Genomic DNA, 25,409 nt, shown 5'->3' on the forward strand with positions numbered 1-25,409 from the left:
TCACCTCGCCGTCATACCAGCTCCGCTACTAAATCGTAAGCGAAGCCCTGAACGATGCGCACCTGCACCATATCGCCGGGCTGCACCGCTTCCGCGTCTTCCAGATAGGTCAGGCCGTCTACTTCCGGAGCCTGCACCTCGATGCGGCCTACGGCCTGGCGCACGCCGCCTTCTTCCTGAATGCTTTCGACGAGGAAGGTATGAATCGTCCCCTCCAGCTCCTGATTGCGCCGTTCCGATACCTTGGCCTGAATAGCCATAAGCGCGTGATACCGTTCTTCCTTGACGTCTTCCGGAATCTGGCCGTCCATCCGTGCCGCTGCAGTGCCTTCTTCCTGGGAATACGTAAAGACGCCGACGTCGTCGAATTCCGTTTCGTCGACAAAATCGCACAATTCCTGGAATTCTTCTTCCGTTTCGCCGGGAAAGCCGACGATAAATGTCGAACGCAGGGTCAGTTTGCGGCCGTGGCTGCAAAGCTTCTTCATCAGATTGCGCACGTCTTCTTCCGAATCGCGGCGGTTCATGCGTTTAAGCACGGACTGGGAAATGTGCTGCAGCGGCAGGTCGACGTAGGGGCAAATCTTTTCTTCTTCGACGATGAGATTCATCAATTCGTCCGTAAAATAAGACGGGTATAAATAAAACAGGCGGATCCAGCGGACGCCGTCTATTTTAACCAGCTCCCGCAGCAAATCGGGCAGAAGGGACCGGCCGGCCAGATCGACGCCGTAGCTCGTCGTGTCCTGGGCGATGATATTGATTTCCTTTACGCCGTCGGCAGCCAGCTGCTTTACCTCTTCTACGACCGAGGCGACGGGACGGCTGCACAGGCGCCCCCGCACGTGCGGAATAATGCAGAAAGAACAGCCGTTATTGCAGCCTTCGGCAATCTTGACGTAGGCACTGTACGACGGCGTCGTGCGCATGCGGCTCGTGTGCTCGTCGTACAAGTGGCTCACGTCATCCATAAAGCAGGCCCGTTCGCCCCGATTCGCTGCTTCGACGGCTTCCCATATCCTGTCCCACGAGCCCGTGCCCAGCAGGGCGTCGATTTCAGGCATCTCCTTCAGCAGATCTTCCTTATACTGCTGGCTGAGGCAGCCCGTCACGATCAGCAGGCGGCATTTGCCTGTCTTTTTATATTCGGCGGCCTGCAAAATTGTATTGACCGATTCTTCCTTCGCCTTTTCAATAAAGGTACATGTATTGACGATGATAATATCGGCTTCGGCCAAATCGTCGGTAATTTCCATATGTTTATCGCGGAGAATGCCCAGCATTACTTCCGTATCGATGAGGTTTTTCGAGCAGCCCAGGCTGACGAATCCAATTTTTTCCATTTACGGCTCCTTTCCGAAGCGGACCGACTTGATCCACCAATCCTGCAGGGACCGGCGGCCTTCGGCCGTATATTGTTTTTTCACCGGGAACAGCGCCAGGCCGTCCCCTTTGGCGTCCAGCACGTTCTTTCCCGTATCGCTGGTATAGGTCAAATAGATGTGGTTTCTGCGCAGGATGCCGTCTACGTCGTCTGAAAACAGCCAGTTCAGGAACGCGTAGGCCATTTCGCCGTCGGTGCACCACTTGGTAATAGCCGCGCCGGTCAGCCAGTACGACGTGCCGTCGCGCGGATAGATAATGTAAATCGGCGCGCCGTCTTTGCTGTATTGACGGGCCATAGCCGCGTCGACGACGCCGGCGTCGGCGTCTCCTCCGGCTACGATGCGCACGTTCGACGACATAGACTGGGAATAGGACGTCACGTGGCGCTGCAGCTCGCGCAGATATCTTCCCGCACCGTCTCTGCCCCGCATTTCCACAAAAGAGCAGAGGAAATCGCCGGCCATATCCATGGCCGCCAAGTCGGGAAAGACGAGGGTCAGGTTCGGATCCTGGAGCAGTTCATCCCACGTCTGGGGAGACAATCCGTTGCGTTCATAATAGCTGCTGCTGATGATAAACACCATGGGATTCAGCCACAGTCCGGTCCAGTACCCGCCGGCGTCCTTCAAGGCCGGCGGCACGGCGTCGGTCTGAGGCGACGTATAGGCCTGAAGCATGCTGTCCTTCTTTTGATCCTGCAGCACCTGTTCCGACGCGATAATCATATCCGGCGGCGACGCTAAATCCGGCGTCTTCAGGAGCCGTCGGATCTGCCCGTCCGTGCGGGTCTGCACCTGCACGCGCCAGCCCGTCTTTTTATAAAATTCGTCGGCCAGCCCCCTGTTTACGTCGTCGGGCATGGCCGAATATACGACGAGGTGCCGTTCGGCTTCATATGCGGCCTGCTCCTCTGCCTGCTTTTGTTTTTCCCATACGTAGCAGCTCAATCCCAGCAGCGCCAGGATGAATACCGCCACGGCCATCCATGGCATATATCGTTTCATTTTCTTCCCCTCGTATCCCTGCGCCTCGTCTTCTTCGGCGGCTGCAATCTGCCGCCGCGGCGCTGCGGCGTCTGTTCCGGCCGCGCCCCTTGAAGACGGCGCGGCGGAATGAGACATTTCGGCCCAAAGCCGATGAGATCCCGCCGTCCGGCCTGGCACAGGGCCTTGTACACGATATCGTAGTTCGCCGGGTTCTTATACTGCATAAGAGCCCGCTGCATCTGCTTTTCTTCCGGCCTGCGGGCGACGTATACCTTTTCGCCCGTAAGCGGATTCATGCCCGTATAGTACATAGCCGTCGACAAGCTGCCCGGCGTGGGAATAAAGTCCTGCACCTGTTCGGGCTGCATATGCATGTCCCGCAGAAATTCAGCCAGCTCCACGGCGTCGCGGAGCGTACAGCCTGGATGGCTGGACATAAAATAAGGCACGAGGTACTGTTTTTTGCCCAGCTTGCGGTTCGCCTCGTCAAACCATTCCTTAAATTTCAAAAAGGCCTGTACGCCGGCTTTTCCCATCAAGTCCGTCACGTGCTTGACGACGTGCTCCGGCGCTACCTTCAGCTGGCCGCTGACGTGATACTGACACAATTCTTCAACGAATTTCTTATTATGATCCGCCAGTACGTAGTCATACCGCAGCCCCGAGCGGACAAAGACCTTTTTCACGCCCGGAACCTGCCGGATTTCCCGCAGGAGTCGGCGGTAATCCTCATGGGACGTATCGAGATTCGGGCAGACTTCGCTGCCGATGCAGTGGCGGTTGCGGCAGGCACCGGATATGCGCTGCTTGCCGCAGGCTTCATGACGGAAATTGGCCGTCGGGCCGCCGACGTCGTGAATATATCCTTTAAAGTCAGGCAGTTCGGTCATCCGCTTTGCTTCCCGCAGCAACGATTCGTGGCTGCGGTGCTGGATAATCCGTCCCTGATGACTCGTAATGGCGCAAAAGTGACAGTGGCCGAAGCAGCCGCGCTGGCTCGTCAGGCTGAACTGTACTTCCTGCAGGGCCGGCACGCCGCCGGCCTCGTCGTACATGGGATGCCAGCGCCGCTGAAAGGGCAGCTCGTAAATGGCGTCCATTTCCTCCGTCGTCAGCGGCAGAGCCGGCGGCGTCTGCACGACAAAGCGATTTTCCGACGGCTGGATAATCGTCCGGCCATGATAGGGGTCCTGCTCTTCATATTGGATTTTAAAGGCCTCGGCAAAGGCCTTTTTGTCGTCCCGGACCTCTTCATAGGACGGGCACATGACGGCGTTATCCGACAAGGGCGCGCGGCTCGTCACATAGCAGATGCCGCGTATGTCGTACATTTCCGCCGTCTTCTTTCCTTCGGCCAGGGCGTCGGCAATCTCGGCAACGGACCGCTCTCCCATGCCGTAGCTTAATATATCGGCCTTACTGTCCAACAAAATCGAATGGCGGACCTTATTGGACCAGTAGTCGTAGTGGGCAAAGCGCCGCAGGCTGGCTTCGATGCCGCCGATGATGATCGGCACGTCCTTATAGGCCTCGCGCATGCGGTTTGCGTAGACGATCGTCGCCCGTTCAGGCCGGCGTCCCGTTTCTCCGCCCGGCGAGTAGTTGTCGCGGCTGCGGAACTTCTTCGCCGCCGTCTTTTCATTCAGCATGGAGTCGAGGTTTCCCGCCGTAATCAACGCCGCCAGGCGCGGCCTGCCCAAGGCCTTGAAGGGCTCTGCGCTGTGCCAGTCCGGCTGGGATATGATGCCGACGCGGTATCCCCGGCTTTCCAGCACGCGGCCGATGACTGCCGCGGCAAAGCTGGGATGGTCGACGTAGGCGTCGCCGTTAATATATACGAAGTCGAGTTGGTCCCAGCCCCGTTCTTCCATATCCCGGCGGCTGGTCACTAAAAATTGACTGCTCATACTTCTCCTTTTATATCATAATCCACACAATTAACAGCAGGAACAGAATCACGCCGGCGATAATCGTAATTTCCGGCCATTTTCCATTTCTGCCTTTTTTCTTTGCTTCCTTGTGTTTCGCTCGTTTCTTGTCTTTGCTCCGGCGTACGGGCATGGCGGCCCGCACCTCCGGCTGCGGCGTCCGCCCGGTCAGCGACGCCTTATACGTGTCCACCAGCGCGCCGCCGTCCATTCCCAGGCAGTTTCCGTAATTTCGGATAAAGCCCTTGACGAAGACGACGCCGGGAATATCGTCATATCTATCTTCTTCCAGTGCGGCCAGGTACTGGCGCTTAATATTCAACGCATCGGAAATTTCCTTCAATGTCCGCCCCTGCCGTTCCCGTTCCGTTCGCAAAACTTCTCCAACAGTTGGCATTCTATCCCCTCCTCTTACGTTGTATCTTTTTATTATATACCATATGGCAGAAGATGGGAACTGTTCTACATATTGCTCAAATATTTCTGCTGTACTTCGTCGGCAGTCATCAATATATCTCTGGCCTTGCTGCCGTTATTCGGGCCGACGATGCCCATGGCTTCCATCATGTCGATCATGCGGGCAGCCCGGGTGTAGCCCACGCGGAAACGGCGCTGCAGCATGGAGGCCGAGGCCTGTCCCGTTTCCAGCACCATGTCGATAGCCTGGGGCATGAGGTCGTCTTCAAAGAATTCGCCTTCTCCGCCGCCTGTTTCTTCCTGCGACTTCTGGACGGACTCGCTGTACTGCGGACGGCTCTGGGCTTTGATGTATTCGACGACCTTGTCGATTTCTCCGTCGGAAATAAAGGCGCCCTGCACGCGCAGGGGCTTCGACGCGCCCATGGGGTAAAAGAGCATGTCGCCCTTGCCGATGAGCTTTTCGGCGCCGGCCATATCGAGAATCGTCCGCGAATCGACCTGGCTCGATACGGCAAAGGCAATGCGGCTCGGCACGTTGGCCTTGATCAATCCGGTCAGCACGTCGACAGACGGGCGCTGCGTCGCCAGGACGAGGTGCATGCCGCAGGCCCGGGCTTTCTGGGCCAGACGGCAAATCGACTCTTCTACGTCGCTGGACGCAACCATCATCAAGTCGGCCAATTCGTCGATGATGATGACGACAAAGGGCATGGCCGTTTCCGGATGCAGCTCGTTATACCGCGAAATATCGCGGGTCTTCGTATCGGCAAACCGCTTGTAGCGGTCGTCCATTTCCCGCACGGCCCAGCGGAGGACGCTGGCCGCTTTTTTCGGGTCCGTCACGACAGGCGTCAGCAAATGGGGCAGGCCGTTGTAATTCGACAATTCAACGACCTTCGGGTCGATGAGGATGAGCTTGACGTCCTCCGGCCGCTGCTTAAACAAGATGCTGGCAATGAAGGTATTGATGCATACGCTCTTGCCCGAGCCCGTCGAGCCGGCGACGAGAAGATGAGGCATCTTCGTCAAATCGGCGATGACCGGGTTGCCGGCAATATCCTTGCCCAGGCTGACGGGCACGCCGCCGGCAGCCAGCCGGAAAGCGTCCGTGTCCAATACGTCGCGGAGCATGACGCCGGATAATTTTTTATTCGGCACTTCGATGCCCACGGCGGCCTTTCCGGGAATAGGCGCTTCAATGCGGATATCCGTCGCCGCCAGTTTCAAGGCCAAATCGTCGGCCAGGTGGACGATCTTGCTGACCTTGACGCCTGCCGCCGGCTCTAATTCATAGCGCGTAACGGCCGGGCCCTGGCTGGCGTTCAGGATTTTGGCGTCGATGTTGAAGCTCTGCAGCGTTTCCTGCAGGATGCGGGCGTTCTGCCGCACTTCGTCGCTCACGCCGCCGCTCTGCTCCTTGCCATGCTGCAAGATGGACAACGGCGGCAGGCGGTACGTCCGTTCCCCCTGCGCCTTGGGCACTGCGCTAGCTCCGACCGGGCCGATATCGGCCGCCGTCGCCGTCTGCTCTACTTCGACGGGCTTGATATGGGCCAGCTCTTCGTCCAGCACGTCCGTCGTACCAGCGAGAGACGGACGGTCTTCACCGGCCTCTTCAGCGTCACAGTTCTCATCTTCCAGTTCAAAGGCCTGTTCGTCTTCCGGCAGCTCATAAGCCTCTTCCCGGACTATATCGGCATCGTCGGCCAAATCGACGCGCGCCGCGCCGCTTTCGGCATAGACAGGCGTATAGGCCACGTCGTCTTCCTCTGCTCTTTCAGGCGGCGCAGGCTCCAACGGCACAGGCGTCTTCGGCAGGTCCAAGGCCGCCCGTTCTTTTTCTTCTTCCTTTTGAAAATCAAAAATATGGGGCCGGTGCCATTCTTTTAGGGCCGTAGACGCGCCCTGCAGCCCTTCGACGGCTTTGTCCGACATTCTGGACACTTCCTCCGACGCCTTATGCGACACAATCGTCACGGGCTTGGAAATAGACCATTTTTTCCATATAATCGCCGTCACGACGCAGGCGATGATAAGCACCAGCACGGCGCCGAACTGTCCCAGAAGCTCCCGCAGGGCCGAAGACAGCACCGCCCCGATGACGCCGCCGCCGACGCGCAGGCTCGCCGGCATGAATTCTGTCCCTTCGGGAATGAAGACGACGTGAATCCAGGTCAAAAATAAACTGTATATCCAAAACCCGACCAGCCATTGCTTCGTAACAGGGCAGGCCTTGCGGACCATGATATACTTCAGCCCCAGCACGATGAGGGCCAGGGACGCGACGATGCGGCCGAAGCCAAAGCCATAGGCCAGCAGCCCGTCCAGGGAATAGCCGATGCTGCCCGTGTCGACGCCGATAATGCCAATCGTCGCAAAAATTCCCAAAAAGATACAGACTAATCCGATAATTTCAAATTTCAGCAGGGACGCGCCTTGCTTCGCCGTCCCCGTTTTCTTTCTCCGTCCCGCCGTCCGGCCAGTCTTGCGGGTCTTACGTTCTGCCATTCCATTCACCTTCTATATCTCACTTGCCGCCCCGCCGTTCTCGCCAGCGCGCGGCCATGTCCTTTTCCTTGCCGTAAGCCGACGGCTGGTAATACGCCTTGTCTTTCAGCGGATCCGGCAAATACTGCTGCTCTACCCAGCCGCCGGGGAACGAGTGGGGATACTGATACCCCTCTCCCCGCCCCAGGGAGGCGGCGCCGCTGTAGTGGCTGTCCCGCAAATAAGCCGGCACGTCGCCGCAGCCGCCGCGGCGCACGTCAGACAAGGCCGCGTCGACGGCCATGTAGGCGCTGTTGCTCTTCGGCGCGCAGGCTACGTACACGACGGCTTCCGCCAGGATAATCCGGCCTTCAGGCCAGCCGACGAGCTGCACGGCCTGAGCCGCCGCGTTGGCAACGACCAAGGCCTGCGGGTCGGCCAGCCCTACGTCCTCGGCGGCACAGATGACCAGCCGTCTGGCGATAAAGGATGGCTGCTCGCCGCCTTCAATCATGCGGGCCAGATAGTGGAGGGCCGCGTCGGGGTCGGAACCGCGCATGCTCTTGATGAAGGCCGACGCCGTATCGTAATGGGCGTCGCCCTTCTTATCATATGTATACACCTTGCGGCCGGCCACCTTTTCTACGACGTCATGGCTCAGCTCTCCCCCGTCGGGCACGAGCATAGCTGCCTGCTCCAGCAGGTTCAGCCCGACGCGGGCGTCGCAGTCGGCCAGGCGGGCAATCGTCCGCAGGACTTCTTCCGACGCGGCGAGGTGATGAACTCCCAGCCCTTTTTCCGTATCCCCCAGAGCCCGACGCAGCACGGCGGCAATAGCTTCTTCCGACAGGGGCGACAGGGGTACGACGCGCAGCCGCGACAGCAGGGGCCGGTTGACTTCAAAATAAGGGTTCTCCGTCGTCGCGCCGACGAGGATTACCGTGCCGTCTTCCACATAAGGCAGCAGGACGTCCTGCTGTCCCTTGTTGAAGCGATGGATTTCGTCGATGAATAAAATCGTCCGCCGCTGATACAGGTGCACGGCGTCTTTCGCTTCCTGAATGACCTTGCGCAGCTCCGCCGTGCCGGCTGTGACAGCGTTCAGGCGGACGAAGCGGCTGTTCGTTTCGCAGGCGATGACGTGAGCCAAGGTCGTCTTGCCGACTCCCGACGGCCCGTACAGCAGCAGGGAAGGAATGGTGTCGCGCTCGATCATAGCCCGCAGGAACGTTCCCGGCCCGACAATCTGCTCCTGCCCATATATTTCATCTAATACCTGCGGCCTCATCCGGACGGCTAAGGGCTCGAAAGACGCCTTCTGCCGTTCGCTGGCCATAGAAAATAAATCGTCTCCGCTCATTTGTTTGCTCCTCAGACTAAATAGAACGCCGCCAAGAAATCTTAGCGGCGACATGTATGTAAAACGTACGTATTATGAACAAGAAAAGAAGCCCCACCATGCCGTTTATAAACCGAGTTTTGAGCCTGCCTAAGCAGGTGGGTGTCCTCCTACAGAGGTCAGCAGTCCAGTGAAGGCATTGCTTCGCTATGCAGAGTCCGGACTCCCAATGTAAAAGATGTTGGTTCAAAACATCGAGACCATTTACGTACACAGTAGGGTTTTCTCTTGTTCCTAGTATAATAAAAAACGATTGTAAAATCAAGCCTTGACAATTTATTCCTCTTTGTTCCATGCATATTTCTTATGCATTTAAGAAATACTTGTACGAAAAAGCAAGGAATATCTTGTATTGCAGGACTTGGCAAACGAAAAAAGCTGCCGGGACGAACCGTGCAGCTTTTTCCGTCACATCGGGACTATGTGAAATAGGTCCCTATTATTTTAATACGCTCTTTACCGTGTTGGCTACGTTTTCTGCCGTGAAACCGAATTTTTCGAAGAGCAGTTCTGCCGGAGCCGAAGCGCCGAAGCCCTGCATCGTAACGGTCGCGCCGTCGAGGCCGACGTATTTGCCCCAGCCGAAATCGGAAGCCGCTTCTACGGCTACGCGGGCGCGGACATTGGCCGGAAGGACCTGAGCCTTGTAGGCGTCGTCCTGCTGTTCGAAGAGTTCCATGCAGGGCATGCTGACGACGCGGACGTCGACGCCTTCTTTCGCCAGCATATCCTTGGCTTCTACAGCCAAAGATACTTCGGAGCCGCTGGCGATGATGATTGCGTCAGGCGTTTCCTTCGCCGCGTCGGCTACGATATAGCCGCCCTTCAGGGCTTCCTTGCTGCTGCCGGCAAGCTGCGGCAGGTTCTGGCGGGTCAGGACGAGAGCCGTCGGCGTTTCCTGGCTCGTAACGGCCAGATACCAGCCGGCAGCCGTTTCCGTCGCGTCGGCTGGACGGAATACGTTGACGTTCGGCGTAGCCCGGAGCATAGCCAGCTGTTCGATCGGTTCGTGCGTCGGGCCGTCTTCGCCGACGCCGATGCTGTCGTGAGTCAGTACGTAAGTCGTCGGCAGCTTCATCAAAGCGGCCAGGCGAATCATCGGCTTCATGTAATCGCTGAATACGAAGAAGGTGCCGGCATAGGGACGGAGGCCGCCGTGGAGAGCCAGGCCGTTGGTCATGCCGCCCATAGCCAGTTCGCGGACGCCGAAGTGGAGGTTGCGGCCGCCATAATTGCCCTTGCTGAAATCGCCGGCGTCGTCCATGTACGTCTTGTTGGACGGAGCCAAATCGGCGCTGCCGCCGATGAGCTGCGGCACGAGGTCTTTCAGGCGGTTGATCATGATGCCCGACAGGTTGCGCGTGGCCTGCGGCTTGTCGGCGTAGGCCCAGAAGTCTTCATTTTCCAAGAGAGCCTGCGCGTCTACGGCGCTGTGGAAGGCGTCCCATTTCGCTTTCATATCGGGATATTTCGCTGCGTAGTCAGCAAACAAGGCGTTCCAGGCATCTTCTGCCGCCGCGCCCTTTTTGCTCAGTTCTTCGTAATGAGCGTAAACTTCGTCGGGAACATAGAACGGTTCCGTGCTTGGCCAGCCGAGGTTTTCCTTCATGGCGACGATGTTTTCTTCTCCCAATGGCGAGCCGTGAGCCGAAGCCTTGCCCTGCTTCGCCGGGCAGCCGTAGCCGATCTGGGTATGAATCGTAATGAAGGACGGATGTTCCGTATCGGCTTTCGCTTCTTCAATAGCTTTGCCGATAGCTTCCAAATCGTTGCCGTCGGCAACTTCCAGCGTCTGGAAGCCGAAGGCCTGCATCCGTTCCTGCACGTTTTCCGTAAAGGCGATATCCGTGCCGCCTTCGATGGAGATGTTGTTGCTGTCGTACAGGACGATCAGCTTGCTCAGGCCCAGCGTGCCTGCCAAAGAGAAGGCTTCCGAGGAGATGCCTTCCATCATGCAGCCGTCGCCGCCGAGGACGAAGGTGTAATGGTCAACGACGGGATATTCGGGCTTGTTGAATACGGCTGCCAAATGAGCTTCGGCCATTGCCATGCCGACGGCCATGGACATGCCGGCACCCAGGGGGCCCGTCGTAGCTTCTACGCCGACGGTGTGGCCGTATTCGGGATGGCCCGGCGTCAGGGAGCCGTCCTGGCGGAACTGCTTCACGTCGTCGAGGGTCAGGCCGTAGCCGAAGAGGTGCAGCAGCGAATAGAGCAGCATGGAGCCGTGGCCGCCGGACAAGATAAAGCGGTCGCGATCGGCCCATTTCGGATTTTTAGCGTTGTGCTTCATATGGTTAGCCCACAATTCGTATGCAATCGGCGCGGCGCCCAAGGGAAGGCCCGGATGGCCGGAGTTTGCCTTTTGAATGGCGTCTGCCGACAACACGCGGATTGCATTTACACAAGTCGTGTCAATTGTACTCATGATTTACTCTCTCCTTTATACATTCCTTATAAACATACATACCTTTATTATGGTAAACCCCGGCGATTCTGTCAATCCTCAATTCGCAAAAAACAGAGACCGCTGCAGAATCGCCTTCATGTTCTCCGCCGGATAGGGTATAATGAAAACCGTACGGACATCTTGTCATCAGAAAGGACCTGTCATGGATAAAAAATATTTCTTTTTCGATATCGACAACACCTTAGGCCTCAGCATTTCCAGCATCATTCCGGCTGATACGGCCTACTGCCTGCGCCAGCTCCGGCGGCGGGGCCATTTCGTTTCCATCGCCACGGGCCGCCTGCAGTGCGACGCCCAGCATTTTGCCGACCGCTACAGCATTCCGGCCGTCGTATCCGACGGCGGCAACAGCCTGTCCCTCGACGGCGAAATCTTGGAAATGGAAGGGCTGCCCCTGGAGCCGTGTAAAGCCCTCCTGCGCGAGCTGGACGAACGCCGCCTTCCCTGGGCCGTCGTGACGGACAACACGATATGCCGCTATACGCCCTACGCCGACTACCCCTGTGCCGACCCGAAGAACTACATGAAAACGGTCGTGCGCCCCGTCGCTATCGACAGCCTCGACGCAGTCTATAAGATTACCTACGCCCGGCCGGCAGACGAACAAAACGAGCCGGACCGGCAGGGCCTTCCGCACCTGACCTACTTAGACCATACGTACCTCGTCGAGCCGACAGATAAGGGAAAGGGCATTCTCAACATGCTGAAGCGCGTCGGCGGCAGGCCCGAAGACGCCGTCGTCTTCGGTGACGGGCTGAACGACATTTCCATGTTCCGCAAGCCCTTCTTTTCCATCGCCATGGGCAACGCCAAGGCGGAGTTGAAAGAACGGGCCGACTATATTACAGACGACAACGACAAAGGCGGCATCCTTCATGCCTGCGTCAAATTCGGCTGGATATAACATGTTATAGGCACTACGACAAAATGGGCAGACCTGCGGGCCTGCCCATTTTTAGCTTTCTCTATAGAGTTGGCATTACATCCTCGACGCCAGGTCTACCAGGCGAAAGACGTCGTTTTTCTGTCCGTCGCCGCCGTCCTGGCCGCCATGAGGCGCGTCTTTCTTATGTTCCCTTGGCTTTTCATCTTCAGCCTCTTCGTCGCTGGCCGCCGCAGCTTCGTCAGCTTCTTCGCTGATGACGGCCTTCGCTTCGTTGAGCTGATGATTTTTAGCCAAGAAGGCGTCGCGCTCAGCCGGAGATACGACCTTAATCGTAATCTGCCCGTCGCCCTTGACGATGTAAGGCGTAGCGATAGACGACTTAGCGTCTTCCCTGTCGCCCGTATCGTTCAGTCCGCGCTTGTCGGGCTTGACGATATCCTTATTCTGCACCGGCGGTTCTTTGCCGCGGATTTTTTCCTTCACGACCTTTTCGCCGCCGTCGTCAATCATGCTAACGCCTTGCTGCAAAATTTCGATAACCAAATCGTTATTAGCGTCTTCGCCTTCAATGGTCTTCTTCAAATCGGCGAAATCCTTGTAATGGCGCAGCCGCTCGAGAATTTCATCGGTCAGGTTATAGCGCTGCTTTTCAATCAAGTACGGCAGGGGGATCACGCCGCCGCCGCGGATTTCCAGGACCATGTCGCCGAGGGGCTGATCCTTGGGGACGGTAAAGCTCATGGTCTTCACTTCATCAGCGCCGCGGTACGGATGGAGCTTGACCCGGAAATACACGTTGTCTCCGGGGCTGACGACGACGGGAGCCGCCGTCGCGTCGACGATGCGCGCTTCTTTCTTAGCCTGCGTAATATCGACGTTCATCTCGATATCCAGCACGGGATAGTCAATGAATTCGTTGTGCTTGAGTATATCCAGCACGTTGTACAGCTCGTCGATGCTCTTCTCGTTGATGTTGTCGACAGAGTAGTACATGTTGTGACGGCTGATGTCCTTATCCCGGCCGTTAGACGACCGGATCGTATAGGACAAGGTCGCCGTACCGCCGCCGCTGCGGTCGATGGTTTTGTTGACCGTATTGTATACCGTCGTGGCCGCCAGGACCGGCGTCAGCTCGTTGTCTTCAATAATCTTGACCCGCTTTACGTTATTCGCGCCCGTATCGGTGTCACGGATATTGATAGTCACGGGGATGCCCGCCGTCAGCCGTCCGTACAGGCCGGCAATGCCTGCTCCCCGGTCCTGGTTGATGCGGCCGATTTCCGCGCCTACGGACCCTAGCTTGAAGGAGCTGGACATATTATTGACAATGGTAAAAATATAGGCGTTGTGCATGAAGTAATTCATGCTGCCCTTTTTCAGGAACGGATGGCCGAAAGCGACGATGTTGTCGCCGTCTACGTAGGTCACCGTGCCGATAGCGCCCATCTTCATATCGCCGTTGACCAGCGACGCGGCTACGGAGCTGCCCGCTTCCAGGGGCGCCGGCGCTTCGTCGGCCGCCGCCGAGGCCGTATTGACAGGCATGAAGTTGTACTGAGGCAGCTTGGACGTCATCCATTCGGTCGACACGCCGTCGAAGCCGCTCACCATAAGAGGCGTCGCGATGGGAATCAGCGATGATTCCCTGGCGTTGAACGGACGGATTTCTTCCTTCGTCGGCACGTTCCACAGCTTGAGCATATCGCCGATAGGCGTAATCATGCCGACGCGGGAATTCGTAAAGGACCAGCCGTAGGCGATAGCCCCGACGAGCTTGCCGTCAATATACACGGGGCTGCCGCTCATGCCCTGGGCGATGCCGCCCGTTTCCTCTATGAGCGGTCCGGAAAACTTCGCCAATATCAAATCGCCGGACGGGCCGCTGTTTTTCATGACTCCCAGTATTTCTACGGGAAATGTTTCTATCGTATTGCCGTGAACTACCGTCTTGGCGTATCCCGTCATGCCCTCGCGCACTTCGCTGACGTTCATGAAGTCCTGGGCAAAGGCAGTGAGGGACATGGCGCAGCAGACAGCAGCCAGACATGTCCGCGCGGCGAGACGCCGCAGCATGCGTAATCGTATCATTAAGATTCTTTTCCTCTTATTTCTCTTCCACAATAATTACGGCAGTTCCCCGCTTAACAGCCGTTCCCGGGGCTACCAAAACCTGCTTTACGACGCCGTCGGAGGCGGCCCGCGCTGCCGGCATAGGGCCGGCCAGGGAATCGACGGTCAGCAGGACGTCGCCCTGCTTCACTGCCGTCCCGGCAGGAGTAATGGAAACGACCGTTCCGCCTAATACAGACGGATACGAAACGTCGGCGGCAAAGGCCGCCGCGGCGCTCATGCACAAAGCGGCGGAGACCATCAGGGTACGCAGCCATTTCATGTCAAATCCCTCCTTAGATACACGTTTATATATCTTCAAAACTATCCTTCAGCTGATTCATGGCCTGGAGCGACTTGCCGGCTCCGTTAGCCACGCACAGCAGCGGCTCGTCGCACAGGTACGCCGCCATGCCCGTCGTCCGGGAAATGAGGCGGTCCAGTCCGTCGAGGAGCATGCCGCCGCCGGTCAGGACGATGCCGTGGTCGGCAATATCTGCCGCCAGCTCGGGCGGCGTCTTTTCCAAAATGGACAGGACGGCCCGCAAAATCCGCTGTATGGGCTCGTCCAGAGCCCGGCGGATTTCCTGGGAATCGATGTCCATGACGACGGGCAGGCCCGTCTCCGTACTGCGGCCGCGGACGTCCGCCGTGAGGCTGCGGCCGTCGGGCAGGGCCGTGCCGATGAGTATTTTCAGCTCTTCCGCCGTGCGGCTGCCGATGGTAATATGCTTTATCTTTTCCAAATAATGGATAATCGCTTCGTCAAAGGTATTGCTACCGATGCGCAGGGATTCGCTGATGACGATGCCGCTGAGGCTTAAAATAGCCACGTCCGTCGTGCCGCCGCCGATATCGATGACCATGGAGCCGTTCGATTCGGCAATATCGAGACCTGCGCCGATAGCCGCCGCCAAAGGTTCCTCCATGACGACGGTTTTGCGGGCTCCGGCCTTGCGGGCCGCTTCCATGACGGCGCGCCGTTCGACATTCGTAATGCCCGACGGCACGCAGATAATGACCCTCGGCTTGAAAAACAACGCCTTGCCAATGGCCTTGCGGATAAAATACTGCAGCATGTACTCCGTCGCGTCGTAATCGGCGATGACGCCGTTCTGCATCGGATGGTAGGCGTGAATATGCCGCGGCGTCCGCCCCAGCATCGACTGGGCTTCCCTGCCGATGGCGATGACCTGGTTCGTCGCCTTGTCGACGGCGATGACCGCCGGCTCGTTGACGACGACGCCCTGATGCTTGACATAGACGAGGACGTTCGTCGTACCCAGATCGATCGCAATATCACTTCCCAGCCAGTTCGCCAGGGACAGCGAATGCGCCAGGCCGGAACGGGCTTTTTTCTTAGTTTTCTTCTTCGTCAATATTGACCCGAACAATATCAGCACCTAACCTTTGTAATTTCAATACGAGATTATCGTAGCCCCGGTCGATATGGTACAAGTACCCGACTTCCGTTTCGCCTTCAGCGACGAGGCCTGCCAGGACGAGAGCCGCGCCGGCGCGCAGGTCCGTCGCGTTGACCGCCGCCCCTTTGAGCTTCGGCACGCCTTCTACGATAGCACTGCGTCCTTCAATGCGGATCTTCGCCCCCATGCGCTTAAATTCGTCGACGTGCATGAAGCGGTTTTCAAAGACCGTCTCCGTAATGACGCTCGTGCCCTGGCAAATCGTCGCCAAGGCCATGAACTGAGCCTGCATATCGGTCGGGAAGCCGGGATAGGGCAGGGTCTTGACGTCGGCAGGACGCATGGGCAGATGCCCGATGACCCGAATGCCGTCGATATCCTCGATGACCTCGGCCCCTACTTCCTTCAATTTCGCCACGACGGGCTTCAAATGCTCCGACAAAGCGTTTTCTACGAACACGTCGCCGCCGGACATGGCCGCGCCGATCATAAAGGTGCCCGCTTCAATTCGGTCGGGAATAACCGAATGCGTCGCGCCTCGCAGCTCCTTGACGCCTTCGATGCGGATGACATTCGTGCCGGCGCCGCGGATATTGGCACCCATGCTGTTCAGATAGGTCGCCAGGTCAACGATTTCCGGCTCTTCTGCCGCGTTTTCCAGGACGGTCTTTCCTTCGGCCAGCGAAGCGGCCATGAGAATGTTTTCCGTCGCGCCGACGCTGGGGAAATCGAGGTAAATCTGCGCCCCCTTCAGGCCGTTGGGAACCGTCGCTTCGATATCGCCGTTTTCCAAATTGATGACGGCGCCCATGGCCTCAAAGGCCTTCAGATGCAGGTCGATAGGCCGAGCGCCGATGGAACAGCCGCCGGGCAGGGAAATCTTCGCCCGGCCTTTGCGAGCCAGCAGAGGCCCCATGACCAGGAAGGACGCCCGCATGCGCCGCACGAGGTCGTACGGCGCCGACGTCGACGACAAATTCGACGCGTCGATTTCCAGCACGCCCTTCTGCGGATTTTCTATATGAACGCCAAGAGATTCGATGACGTCGCAGACCGTATGGACGTCGTCTAATTTCGGAATTTCCGTCAATGTGCTCTTCGTCGTTCCCAGCATGGACGCGACGATAATCGGCAGCACGGCATTTTTAGCCCCGCTGACGCGAACAGTGCCCCTTAAGGGCTTTCCACCATGAATAACCAGCTTCTCCAATTCCGGTGCCTCCTAAACAGAATTCGATATATAAGACAGGCAGGATGCTTCGGCAACTCAAAAGATGCGGCACTCTGCCTATTGTGATTTTATTTACTATCAAGTCATTGTACCATAAAAGGTAGGAAACTAAAAGAGGTGGACAGGGAAAAGATAAAGCTCTTACAATCAATTTACCTGATATAAAAGGATTTGTTATATATCATGCTGTATCTTCGGTGCGAAAGAGGCCGCCCGCCCCAGTACCAGACCGTTCTTTCTGATCCAACTGTTACGCTCCTTCCCCTACTGTAAAGTAAAAATGGGGCTATCGCACGAAGATGAAATAATTCTTCTTTGGCGACAGCCCTGTTTATACCGGGGTATCAATCTCAGCGAATATAATGTTAATAACTTGTTGCAAAATATCGTCAGGTATTTGCTCTATGACTCGATAAGTTCTCGCCTCTATATCCAGCGCCCGGATATGCTCGCATAAAATGCATCCCGTGGTTTTCGTTCTTTCATCCAGCGGCACATGCAGAGGGAAATGATTCATCGTATTTGTGATAGGGCAAACAATTACCATGCTCGTCTTTGCGTTGAATGTGTCATTGCTAACGACAACGGCTGGACGATACCATGCCTGTTCATGTCCTGCGCGGGGATTTAAATTTACTTTGATAATTGTTCCTTGTTTTACCATATTTCCTTACCTACCGGGTCGCCCCAATCGATCGTTTCTTTTTCGTATGTGCCGTCATAATTAGCAAACAATTCCTCAATCGTCTTCCTCTTGTGCGGTTTGATGATCAGGTTGCCGTCCTGCGCAGACATTTCCACCACTTCGTTATCATCCCAATCCAGTATATCAATGATATTCTTCGGGATTCGGATGCCTTGAGAGTTACCCCATTTTTGAATTTTTACCGTAACAGCCATGCCTCTCACTCCCTTCTGTATATACATAGTATATACTACAAGAAGAAGAGCGTCAACGAATTTAAAATTCCACCGCTTCATACTTCAGCTCAAAAGCGTCTTTTGCCATTGTCTGCACAGCATCTTCGTTTACAAGGGCAACTTCACTATCTTTGTTTCTTGTATATGGGTTAATAGTTTCCGTCTTCTTGCAGTTCTGCTACAATTTCAAGCAATTTTTGTCTGTATATGTTGTAAGCCATGCTCTCCCCTTACTCTTATGTAATACGAAATGGTATTCAGGCCGACTGCAATGAAGCCCGCAGAGCCTCCAGCAATACCCGTGTCTGTAATAACATCAGATTGGTAATAATGAACTGCAGCAGTTCCGTATCACGGAGAGTTGCTTAAATCTCCACTTTCGCCGGTAACTGATAGTGTTTTTTCTATCTGTTTAGTAACTGTACCACTTTTTATTTTATATAATAATACCCGTTCAGTCTTGGAGAATAGCCTTATTCACTAACCAATAGTTTTCTAATTGCCAAAAAAAGAGACTCCCTTGCGAGAGTCCCTTCGCGTTATGCCGAACAGCATTACAAGTGAATGCTCCATTTCGCGCTCTTGTCGAAGCGGTGGAACGTGTCGATAAAGCGAATCGTGCCGCTCTTATAGCGCATGACGACGGAGTTGGTGCGGGCGCCGCCGCCGAAATACTGGACGCCGCGCATCATCGGCGTGTTCGTAATAGCCGTCGCCGAGAAGATGCAGTCGTCGCCTTTGACCAAATCGTCAATCGTCATGACCTTGTTGAGATCCATGATGCCCATTTCGTAGCACCGCTTCCGTTCTTCTTCCGTGTACGGAATCAGGCGGGCCTGCATATCGCCGCCGAGGCATTTGAGAGCCGCCGCGGCCAGTACGCCTTCCGGCGCGCCGCCAATCCCCATAAGGACGTGAACGCCTGAGCCTTCAATGCCTACGTCGACAGCCGGCGATACGTCGCCGTCCGTGATGAGTTTGATGCGCGCGCCGGCGTCGCGGCAGTCGTTGATGATTTCCTGATGCCGTTCGCGGTCGAGGATGACGACGGTCAGATCGTCAATGCTCCGTTCCAGCCCTTCGGCAATGCGGCGCAGGTTTTCCTGCACGGGCTTGTTCAAATCAATACGCCCCTTGGCGCGCGGCCCGACGCAGAGCTTTTCCATATACATATCCGGCGCGTGGAGCAGATTGCCCTTGCCGGCGATGGCGATAACGGCGATAGACCCATCCTGACCCTTTGCCGTTAAATTCGTCCCTTCCAGAGGATCGACGGCAATATCCACCGGCGTGCCGCCGGCGCCGACTTTTTCGCCGATATACAGCATCGGCGCTTCGTCCATTTCGCCTTCGCCGATGACGACGGTCCCGTCGATAGGCACGCTCGACAAGATCGAATGCATGCCGTCGACAGCCAGCTGGTCTGCCCCCATCTTGTTGCCTTTCCCCATGAGTCGGCCTGCTTTAACGGCCGCCGCTTCCGTAACGCGAACGAATTCCAGTGTGAGCACTCTGTCCATATTCCTGCCTCCTGTTGCTATACGATTAAGCCGGAGCCTGTACCTGTCCGCAAATCCGCCGGCTCATCGGGCTTGCGGCAGCATATCCCGCATCATGCGATGCCTTTCATGCTGTACTACTTCTACGCTGTCTGGATAAAGTCCTGCCCCGGGAGTTTGTATAAATATAGTACACTTTATTTAAGAGAAAGCATAAAAAAACGCCTGCCGAAGCAAGCGCCGCCATGCTAAAAACGTAACTATACGTTCTATATGTATCTAATACCTTCTATATGTATTTAACACGCTCCGTTCCTTCCAATACACTACTGCGTACACCAGACGGCAGGCGGTAATCATGCCCCAGAATCGGGGTGATGCGTATGGATTCTATCAATGCTACTTTAGTGTTACTGATAGTATTGTTCTATCTCATTTCGCATAAACAAAAGTAGCCGCCCTGCTCCCCAGCAACTGCGACTACTCTTGTTCGTAAATAAATGGGGCTAGCCGTTTGTCGGCGCAGCACCTTGTTTTCATCTTCATTGTACGAGATGATGGCATGACCGTCAAGTATATTTTTCATATAAAACACGAGAGCCGGACATCGCGGAGATGTCCGGCTCTCGTCATATATTACGTCTGATTCCTATGTCTTCTATGTAAGGAAAACCATCGCTTGCGGCAGTCGGCGCTGCAGAAGGCCGTCCGCTTGTCCTTGGCGTCCCGTATGTCGACGAGGACGCCGCAGTTCCGGCAGTGGAAGGTATTCTGTACGGTCTGGGATTTCACGTTTTTAGAATGCTTCCAGTATAGCCGCTCGCAGTGGGGCGAGCAGAATTTTCTCCGCTTATCTGCCCTATGTTTCACCACGACCAGCTTGCCGCAGCGCAGGCAGCGGAAGGTACGAAGCGTCTTTCCTGCAGCCTGCTGGGACGGCGGCGTTTCGTCTTCATGGCGATGCCGGTACGCATAGCGCCGGCAGACAGCACTGCAATACTTCTGCGAAATGCGGTCGGCTATAAAGGGTTTGCCGCAGACCGGGCATATTGCTTCCCGCTCCACTGCTCCTTATACCTTCCAGTTCATGCCGACGTTGAATTGATACGTGTCTTCGTTGTCGTTGCCAAAGGTCTTTTCTACGTCGAGGAACATGTACGTCCCCTTGCTGAACTGATGGGAGAAGCCGAGGCCCACGTCGTACCAGGTGCCTTCGTTTTCGTAGGTCGTATCGAGGCGGCCCGTTTCGTCGAAGGCGCTGATATCCTGATCGCCTAAGAATTCATGGAGCACGTCGGCCTTGATGTAGAAGGTGCTCGTGTCGCTGACGTCCTTGCCGAGGCGGAAGCCGACGCGGCCGATAAGGCTGTCAATAGCGTCAAGCTGTACGCTCGTGCCCTGGCTCGTCGTGTAGTCAGCGTCGGTCACGTGAGCGTATTGGAGCTGCGCCTGCGGTTCGATGTACCAATCGCCGCCTAAGGATTTCTTGCGTCCGTATTCAGCGCTGGCCGAGTAGACGAAGTTGCTGTAGTCGCCGGTAATCTTTTCACCCAATTCGCTGTAGATGTCGAAATCATTGGACAGGCGGCCGAACTTCAATACGTAGTCCGTGTAGTGGCCCTTGTTGCCCAGCCACGTATCGTAGAACCATACGCCGCCGCGGCGAACGTCGCCTTCGCCGGCAACGTTATGGTAATCGGCCGTACCGCGCATGTAGTCGAATACGACGCCCTGACGGTGTTCACCGTCTTCCCGGTCGCCGACCTTGCGGTCATAGCCTAATTCGAACATGGTGTTCTTGCTGCGGAAGGCGTCGGACTTGCCGATGCGGTCGTGGCGCATACGGACCCAGAGGCCTTCGTCGCCGTCGATGTACCGCGCTTCGCCCATACGCTTGTTCAGACGGTCCATGTAGATGGCGTTGGAGTAGTTGACCTTGGACATAGCTACGACAGTCTTTCCTGCGTTGGAAATATCTGTACTCTTGACGCCGATGAGCTTATAGTTCGTCGTGTCTTCTACCTGTGTGCCGTTGAGACCCGTATCTGTCCCCAGGCTTTCGTTCGCCCGGGCCGCCATCATCATGACGCCGTTTGCCGACGCAGTCTGTACGCCCGGCGTGCCGTCATTTTCAAAAAATCCTTCCACCAGATCTGTCCCCGGTTTTTCCGTATTACCTGCTCCGCCTATGGCACTGTCATAATGGTGGTTTTCATCATTTCCAGCATAGTCGTCCGTACCGACTTCGTATTCGATGTTATTCACGCCGGCTCCGATCGTCATAGCCCGGAACGTCGCGCTTGAGCCCTTGCCTACTGTAGCAAAGCGCAGTCCGTCAAAGACGCCTCCGTCGCTTCTGTCAGCATACATATCCTGCTGGGTAATCGGGTCGATGACATTAATTAAATAACTGCCGTCAGCGTGCTTCATGTATACCATATCGCTGACGCTGCGGTCGGCGTCAAGGCTCATGTTGAACGTCGCGTCGCCCTTCATGTCGTAGATCGTCAGGGCATGAGCCGAGCTGTTCCGTTCCGTATTAGCCGATACGAGGTCGATGAGAGCGTTGCTGCTGCCCGTCGTGTCCACCGTCGTGATCCAGCTCTGACCCGTTACGTTCCAGCGCGAGCCTTCGCCCATAGTGAGGTTGACTTCGCCGCCTTTATAAATGGCACTGCTGAAAGCCGGGTCGAAGAACGTCGTATGTTCGCTGTTCGTGACAACGCCGGCATCTCCGTAATCGTCAGCACGACCTGTGAGCGTGCCGCCATTGCCGAGGTTAACGTTTAAAACGCCGTTGTTACCAGCAAGGATATTGCCCGTAATATGGATCTGTGCTGTATCGTTCTTAGGTGTAATATTTACTTCGCCAGCATAAGCAGAAAGAATATCGCCTGTAATGTAACTCTGTACTGTATTGCCGTTAGCATCAGTATACGAATCGTAGTTAATGTTGACGCTTGCTCTGTCCTCTACAGGTGCGTTGACCATTGTTTCATCAAGGTTTACGGCTGTGCCGGCAGCAATAGCAATGTCGGCGCTGTTTCCCTTCTGGGTTTCATCAGTTTCCTCATAACGGTCTGTACTGATATATGTCTGTCCGTCGATCGTAATATCCGCTTTGTCATACGCCCAAATCGCTCTTTCCAGTGTATTCGGATCTGCCGGATTTTCAGCATAGGTTCGGATAACATTCTGATGTCCGCTGATACTAATTTGTGCACCGTCTTCGGCGTAGAGGGACGAAATAACTTTCCTATCGTCGTTAAGATCGCCTGCATCGGTAATAACTGCTGTCGATTGAATGATATTATTTTGACTTTCTAAAGAAATATTTGTATCCGTGTTTCTCCCATCAATAGCCCCTGCAAGACTATTTATACCACCTAAAGCAGTTATGGTAACTTCACTTGCAGCTAACGCATTAATTGCCTTGCCATTACCATATCCTTCTTCATTGACAATACCTGCTGAAACAATATTATCTCCACCATTTGCTGTCATATGCACAATAGAGGAATAATCTGTCATATCAGCGTTTCTATTTGCAAAAATGCCTATTCCGTTTTCAGCGGTTGCAAAAATATTATTATTGACACCAGATAGCTGTACCGTATTATGATCAAAACCGTATTGCTTTCCCCAATACGCTGTTGTCCAAATTCCATAGTTTTGAGCTGAAATCAAGTTATTTCCATTTTCGGCATTTAATGTAACCGTACTATCAAAAGAATGAATACCCTCTTTTTGATTTTCGGATAGTATCTCATTATCACCGTTGACAGCATTGAGAGTTACTTTTCCACCGTTTTGGGAAAATACACCTATACCGGACGCATTAGTAATAGAAATCGAATTGCTACCTTCATTGGTATCCATCCTAAAGTCACCACTCGTCAGGTAAACGCCATAATATCCTGATCCAATCACAGCATTATTTCCTTGATCAGTATACATTGAAACAGAAGAATTCGTACCAACGTTAATCCCTATTCCAGCTGCATTATCATTATAAACAACATTATCTCCGGCTTTAGTATCTAGTTCGATTCCGCCGTTAGCAGCTGTAGAAGTTATTGCAAAGGAACCATTACCGGAAACAACGTTGTTTCCTTCTTCTACATCCAAAATAATTTGCGTATTCGCGTCGCTAGCAGAAAGTCCAGATCCTTTTTCCGATTCTATGTAGTTAGCCAAGCCATTTTCATCTGCTGTTCCATTCTTTTTCAACGTAACGACAGCGCCCTTTGCGGCCTGAATTCCCGAAAACGTTCCACCGCCTATATAGTTAACGCCACCATTTGCCGTCAGCGTAACAGAGCTATTACTTGCAATAATTCCATATTTTCCGCCTGCCGAAATGCTGTTATTCTTAGCCGTTAATTCAGCCGTGGAAGATGTTACGGAAAGGCCGCTTCCCTTATCAGAAGTGATATAGTTAGTATATCCTTCTGCATTGGCAATGAATCCTTCACCGCCATTAACTTGTACGGCAGTTCCATTTGTTGAGCTATAAATGTTATCGCCTTCAGTAGAAGTGACAGAAAGAGTCGACGTTGTATCCAGCACAATAGCTGATGTAGTACCAAAAACTTTCGTTCCATTTTTACTATAAATAGTCCCTATACTACTTCCTTGATTAGTGGAACTATACTGTGTTAATGATATGCCATAACCTGAGGCACCGTTTTGACCTATACCGTAAATATATGTTTGTCCATTCTGGTTGTTAAGGTTGAAAATATTGTTATTATCTGAGTCCTGAGCATTAAAGCCTTTTATTCCATATGCTGCACTGCTTATATTCGTATTATTCGCCAATGAACCAATAATTAGCGTAGGATCGCTTTCGACTTCTTTTTCTGTCGTAGTAATATCTACGGTATTACCAGTCGCCATATAAATCCCATATGTCTGCAACGTACCACCGTTTGTGTTGCCTAATGCCTCGATAGCCACCTTATTCCCATTGACTTCGGTATTTTGATTAGGACTAGCTCCCTGCACATAAAGACCTGCTGTTTGAAGCAGCCCAGAAGCCTTTTCATTGGCCATGTTCGTATGAATATGTACTGTGCCTTCAGCCTTAACAGACGTTGTTTTACCTTCTGATTTTGTGCCTTGCCCTGCTACCCAAATACCATAAACTTTACCAGCACCTGTCGCAGAAATATCAATATTTCCGCCGGCTTCTAATGAAACATCACTATATTGAGAATCTATACCATAAGAACCTTTATCATTTTTGCCTATCGAAGTAATAGTAATATCTTTTTCGGCATCAATAGAGACATTATTATTCGCTCCATAGGTTTTAATCCCCGTTGACTCTATTGCTCCATTGCCAATAGCTTGTACATCAAGAGACCCGTTTATATGGAGTTCTGCCGTACCGGCGCTGCGAACATCTATCGCAAATGCAGAGTTATTATCTGTATTTGCCAAAATAGAAATATCTGATTCCTCTTCTGTATTCAGCGTGAGATGAGCATTTTTTCCCTGTACATAAATACCGCGAGCATCACCACTATCAGGTTCATCAACAATACGATCCCCATTTTGAAGTGTTTTCTCTTCCACTCCATTAACGTCTATTTTCGGTAAATCTTCCGCCATGCCCGTCGTCCAAAGGGCCATGCTCATAGTCATACCGAGCAGCACGGCTTTTCGTAATTGTTTGCCTTTCATGCTATTTTCCTCCTTAACTACATGCTATTGCATACCAAAAAAACTACTTACATACGCAGCTGTCCTCCGCATGACAAGGGGTATGCTTCGGGAAAATGGCACGACAAAACGGCAGAACTTGCGCTCTGCCTGTATGGATATGCTATATGCAGCAGGGCAGAAATTCCCTGCGTTTTCAGGTCATATCTATTATATGAACCGTACCCCCCCCCCGTATATGATTTCACATAATTATACTGATTCGTATAGTGTGCAGCTGTTTGGCATTCCTGCCTACGGAACCGGACAGGTCTCATATTCGTTCACCCCCATTCTGTGATAATTAAGTATGGTTTTACTATACTATATTTACGGGGTGTACGCAAGATGGAAGTTAGTGTAAAATAATTGTGGGAAAACTTTACTGCACAAAAGTGAAGAACATATAAAAAGAGAAGGAACTTCTTTGGTATAATGAAATCACCACAATCTCACGCAAAGGAGTCCTTCTCATGAACATTATACAACAGATTCTTTCTCTCAGTACAGACTTTTTCAACACAAATATGGAATCGTTAGTAACGGGCCAGGCGTCC

General features: G+C 54.1%; 17 protein-coding genes and 1 other RNA gene. 1 reads left to right on the plus strand and 17 read right to left on the minus strand.

From position 1 onward, the window contains the following. Positions 1–11 precede the first annotated feature (11 nt). The 8 genes from rimO to tkt all read right to left on the minus strand — a co-directional run bounded on the left by rimO (position 12) and on the right by tkt (position 11,034). Entirely contained in the window at positions 12–1,343 is a 1,332-nt protein-coding gene (rimO, locus tag CJ260_RS09345; protein ID WP_095629990.1) for a 30S ribosomal protein S12 methylthiotransferase RimO, read from the minus strand. Next, on the minus strand, positions 1,344–2,390 hold the full coding sequence (locus CJ260_RS09350; RefSeq protein ID WP_095629991.1) for an ABC transporter substrate-binding protein: 1,047 nt from the start codon (positions 2,388–2,390) through the stop codon (positions 1,344–1,346). Further along, complete coding sequence (locus CJ260_RS09355) at positions 2,387–4,279, minus strand: YgiQ family radical SAM protein (RefSeq protein ID WP_095629992.1); 1,893 nt, start codon at positions 4,277–4,279, stop codon at positions 2,387–2,389. Before CJ260_RS09355 ends, CJ260_RS09350 begins: the two co-directional genes overlap by 4 nt. Positions 4,280–4,289: 10 nt before the next feature. Beyond that, on the minus strand, positions 4,290–4,697 hold the full coding sequence (locus CJ260_RS09360) for a RodZ family helix-turn-helix domain-containing protein (RefSeq protein ID WP_095629993.1): 408 nt from the start codon (positions 4,695–4,697) through the stop codon (positions 4,290–4,292). A 65-nt stretch (positions 4,698–4,762) separates the two neighbouring features. Further along, positions 4,763–7,228 (minus strand): DNA translocase FtsK, encoded by a 2,466-nt coding sequence (locus CJ260_RS09365; RefSeq protein WP_095629994.1) that lies wholly within the window; start codon positions 7,226–7,228, stop codon positions 4,763–4,765. A 19-nt stretch (positions 7,229–7,247) separates the two neighbouring features. Beyond that, on the minus strand, positions 7,248–8,567 hold the full coding sequence (locus CJ260_RS09370; RefSeq protein ID WP_095629995.1) for a replication-associated recombination protein A: 1,320 nt from the start codon (positions 8,565–8,567) through the stop codon (positions 7,248–7,250). An 86-nt stretch (positions 8,568–8,653) separates the two neighbouring features. Then, positions 8,654–8,831, minus strand: a non-coding RNA gene (gene ssrS / locus CJ260_RS09375) — 6S RNA. Between the two features lie 214 nt (positions 8,832–9,045). Continuing rightward, a complete protein-coding gene (gene tkt, locus CJ260_RS09380) occupies positions 9,046–11,034 on the minus strand; it encodes a transketolase (protein ID WP_095629996.1) in 1,989 nt (662 codons plus the stop codon). A gap of 184 nt (positions 11,035–11,218) precedes the next feature. Here tkt and CJ260_RS09385 point away from each other — a divergent pair, with 184 nt between their 5' ends. Next, a complete protein-coding gene (locus CJ260_RS09385; protein ID WP_095629997.1) occupies positions 11,219–11,980 on the plus strand; it encodes an HAD family hydrolase in 762 nt (253 codons plus the stop codon). Positions 11,981–12,055: 75 nt separating this feature from the next. On the opposite strand, the gene CJ260_RS09390 is transcribed toward CJ260_RS09385, so the two are convergent. The 9 genes from CJ260_RS09390 to CJ260_RS12830 form a co-directional block, all read right to left on the minus strand. After that, positions 12,056–14,050, minus strand: a complete 1,995-nt coding sequence (locus CJ260_RS09390; protein WP_095629998.1) for a SpoIVB peptidase S55 domain-containing protein — start codon at positions 14,048–14,050, stop codon at positions 12,056–12,058. Positions 14,051–14,066: 16 nt separating this feature from the next. Then, positions 14,067–14,354: a hypothetical protein gene (locus CJ260_RS09395; protein WP_095629999.1), complete on the minus strand. Its 288-nt coding sequence runs from the start codon at positions 14,352–14,354 to the stop codon at positions 14,067–14,069. A gap of 25 nt (positions 14,355–14,379) precedes the next feature. Then, positions 14,380–15,450 carry a rod shape-determining protein gene (locus CJ260_RS09400; protein WP_087477656.1) on the minus strand — a complete coding sequence of 357 codons (1,071 nt, stop codon included), beginning with the start codon at positions 15,448–15,450 and terminating at the stop codon, positions 14,380–14,382. Continuing rightward, complete coding sequence (gene murA / locus CJ260_RS09405; RefSeq protein ID WP_087477655.1) at positions 15,431–16,705, minus strand: UDP-N-acetylglucosamine 1-carboxyvinyltransferase; 1,275 nt, start codon at positions 16,703–16,705, stop codon at positions 15,431–15,433. The genes CJ260_RS09400 and murA overlap by 20 nt, the downstream gene beginning before the upstream one ends. A gap of 352 nt (positions 16,706–17,057) precedes the next feature. Then, entirely contained in the window at positions 17,058–17,390 is a 333-nt protein-coding gene (locus CJ260_RS09410) for a type II toxin-antitoxin system PemK/MazF family toxin (protein ID WP_087477654.1), read from the minus strand. Further along, positions 17,384–17,626, minus strand: coding sequence for an AbrB/MazE/SpoVT family DNA-binding domain-containing protein (locus CJ260_RS09415; RefSeq protein ID WP_095630000.1), 243 nt, complete (start codon positions 17,624–17,626; stop codon positions 17,384–17,386). The genes CJ260_RS09410 and CJ260_RS09415 overlap by 7 nt, the downstream gene beginning before the upstream one ends. A gap of 575 nt (positions 17,627–18,201) precedes the next feature. Beyond that, positions 18,202–19,167, minus strand: coding sequence for a class II fructose-bisphosphatase (gene glpX / locus CJ260_RS09420; RefSeq protein WP_087477653.1), 966 nt, complete (start codon positions 19,165–19,167; stop codon positions 18,202–18,204). Positions 19,168–19,782: 615 nt separating this feature from the next. After that, positions 19,783–20,211, minus strand: a complete 429-nt coding sequence (locus CJ260_RS09425) for a hypothetical protein (protein ID WP_095630001.1) — start codon at positions 20,209–20,211, stop codon at positions 19,783–19,785. 6 nt (positions 20,212–20,217) lie between these two features. Continuing rightward, the gene (locus CJ260_RS12830; RefSeq protein WP_233127947.1) at positions 20,218–22,650 is read right to left on the minus strand and encodes an autotransporter outer membrane beta-barrel domain-containing protein; all 2,433 of its coding nucleotides are present in this window, start codon (positions 22,648–22,650) and stop codon (positions 20,218–20,220) included. Positions 22,651–25,409 lie beyond the last annotated feature (2,759 nt).

It is taken from the genome of Megasphaera sp. ASD88 (assembly GCF_002287425.1).
Classification (GTDB): Bacteria; Bacillota; Negativicutes; order Veillonellales; family Megasphaeraceae; genus Megasphaera; species Megasphaera stantonii.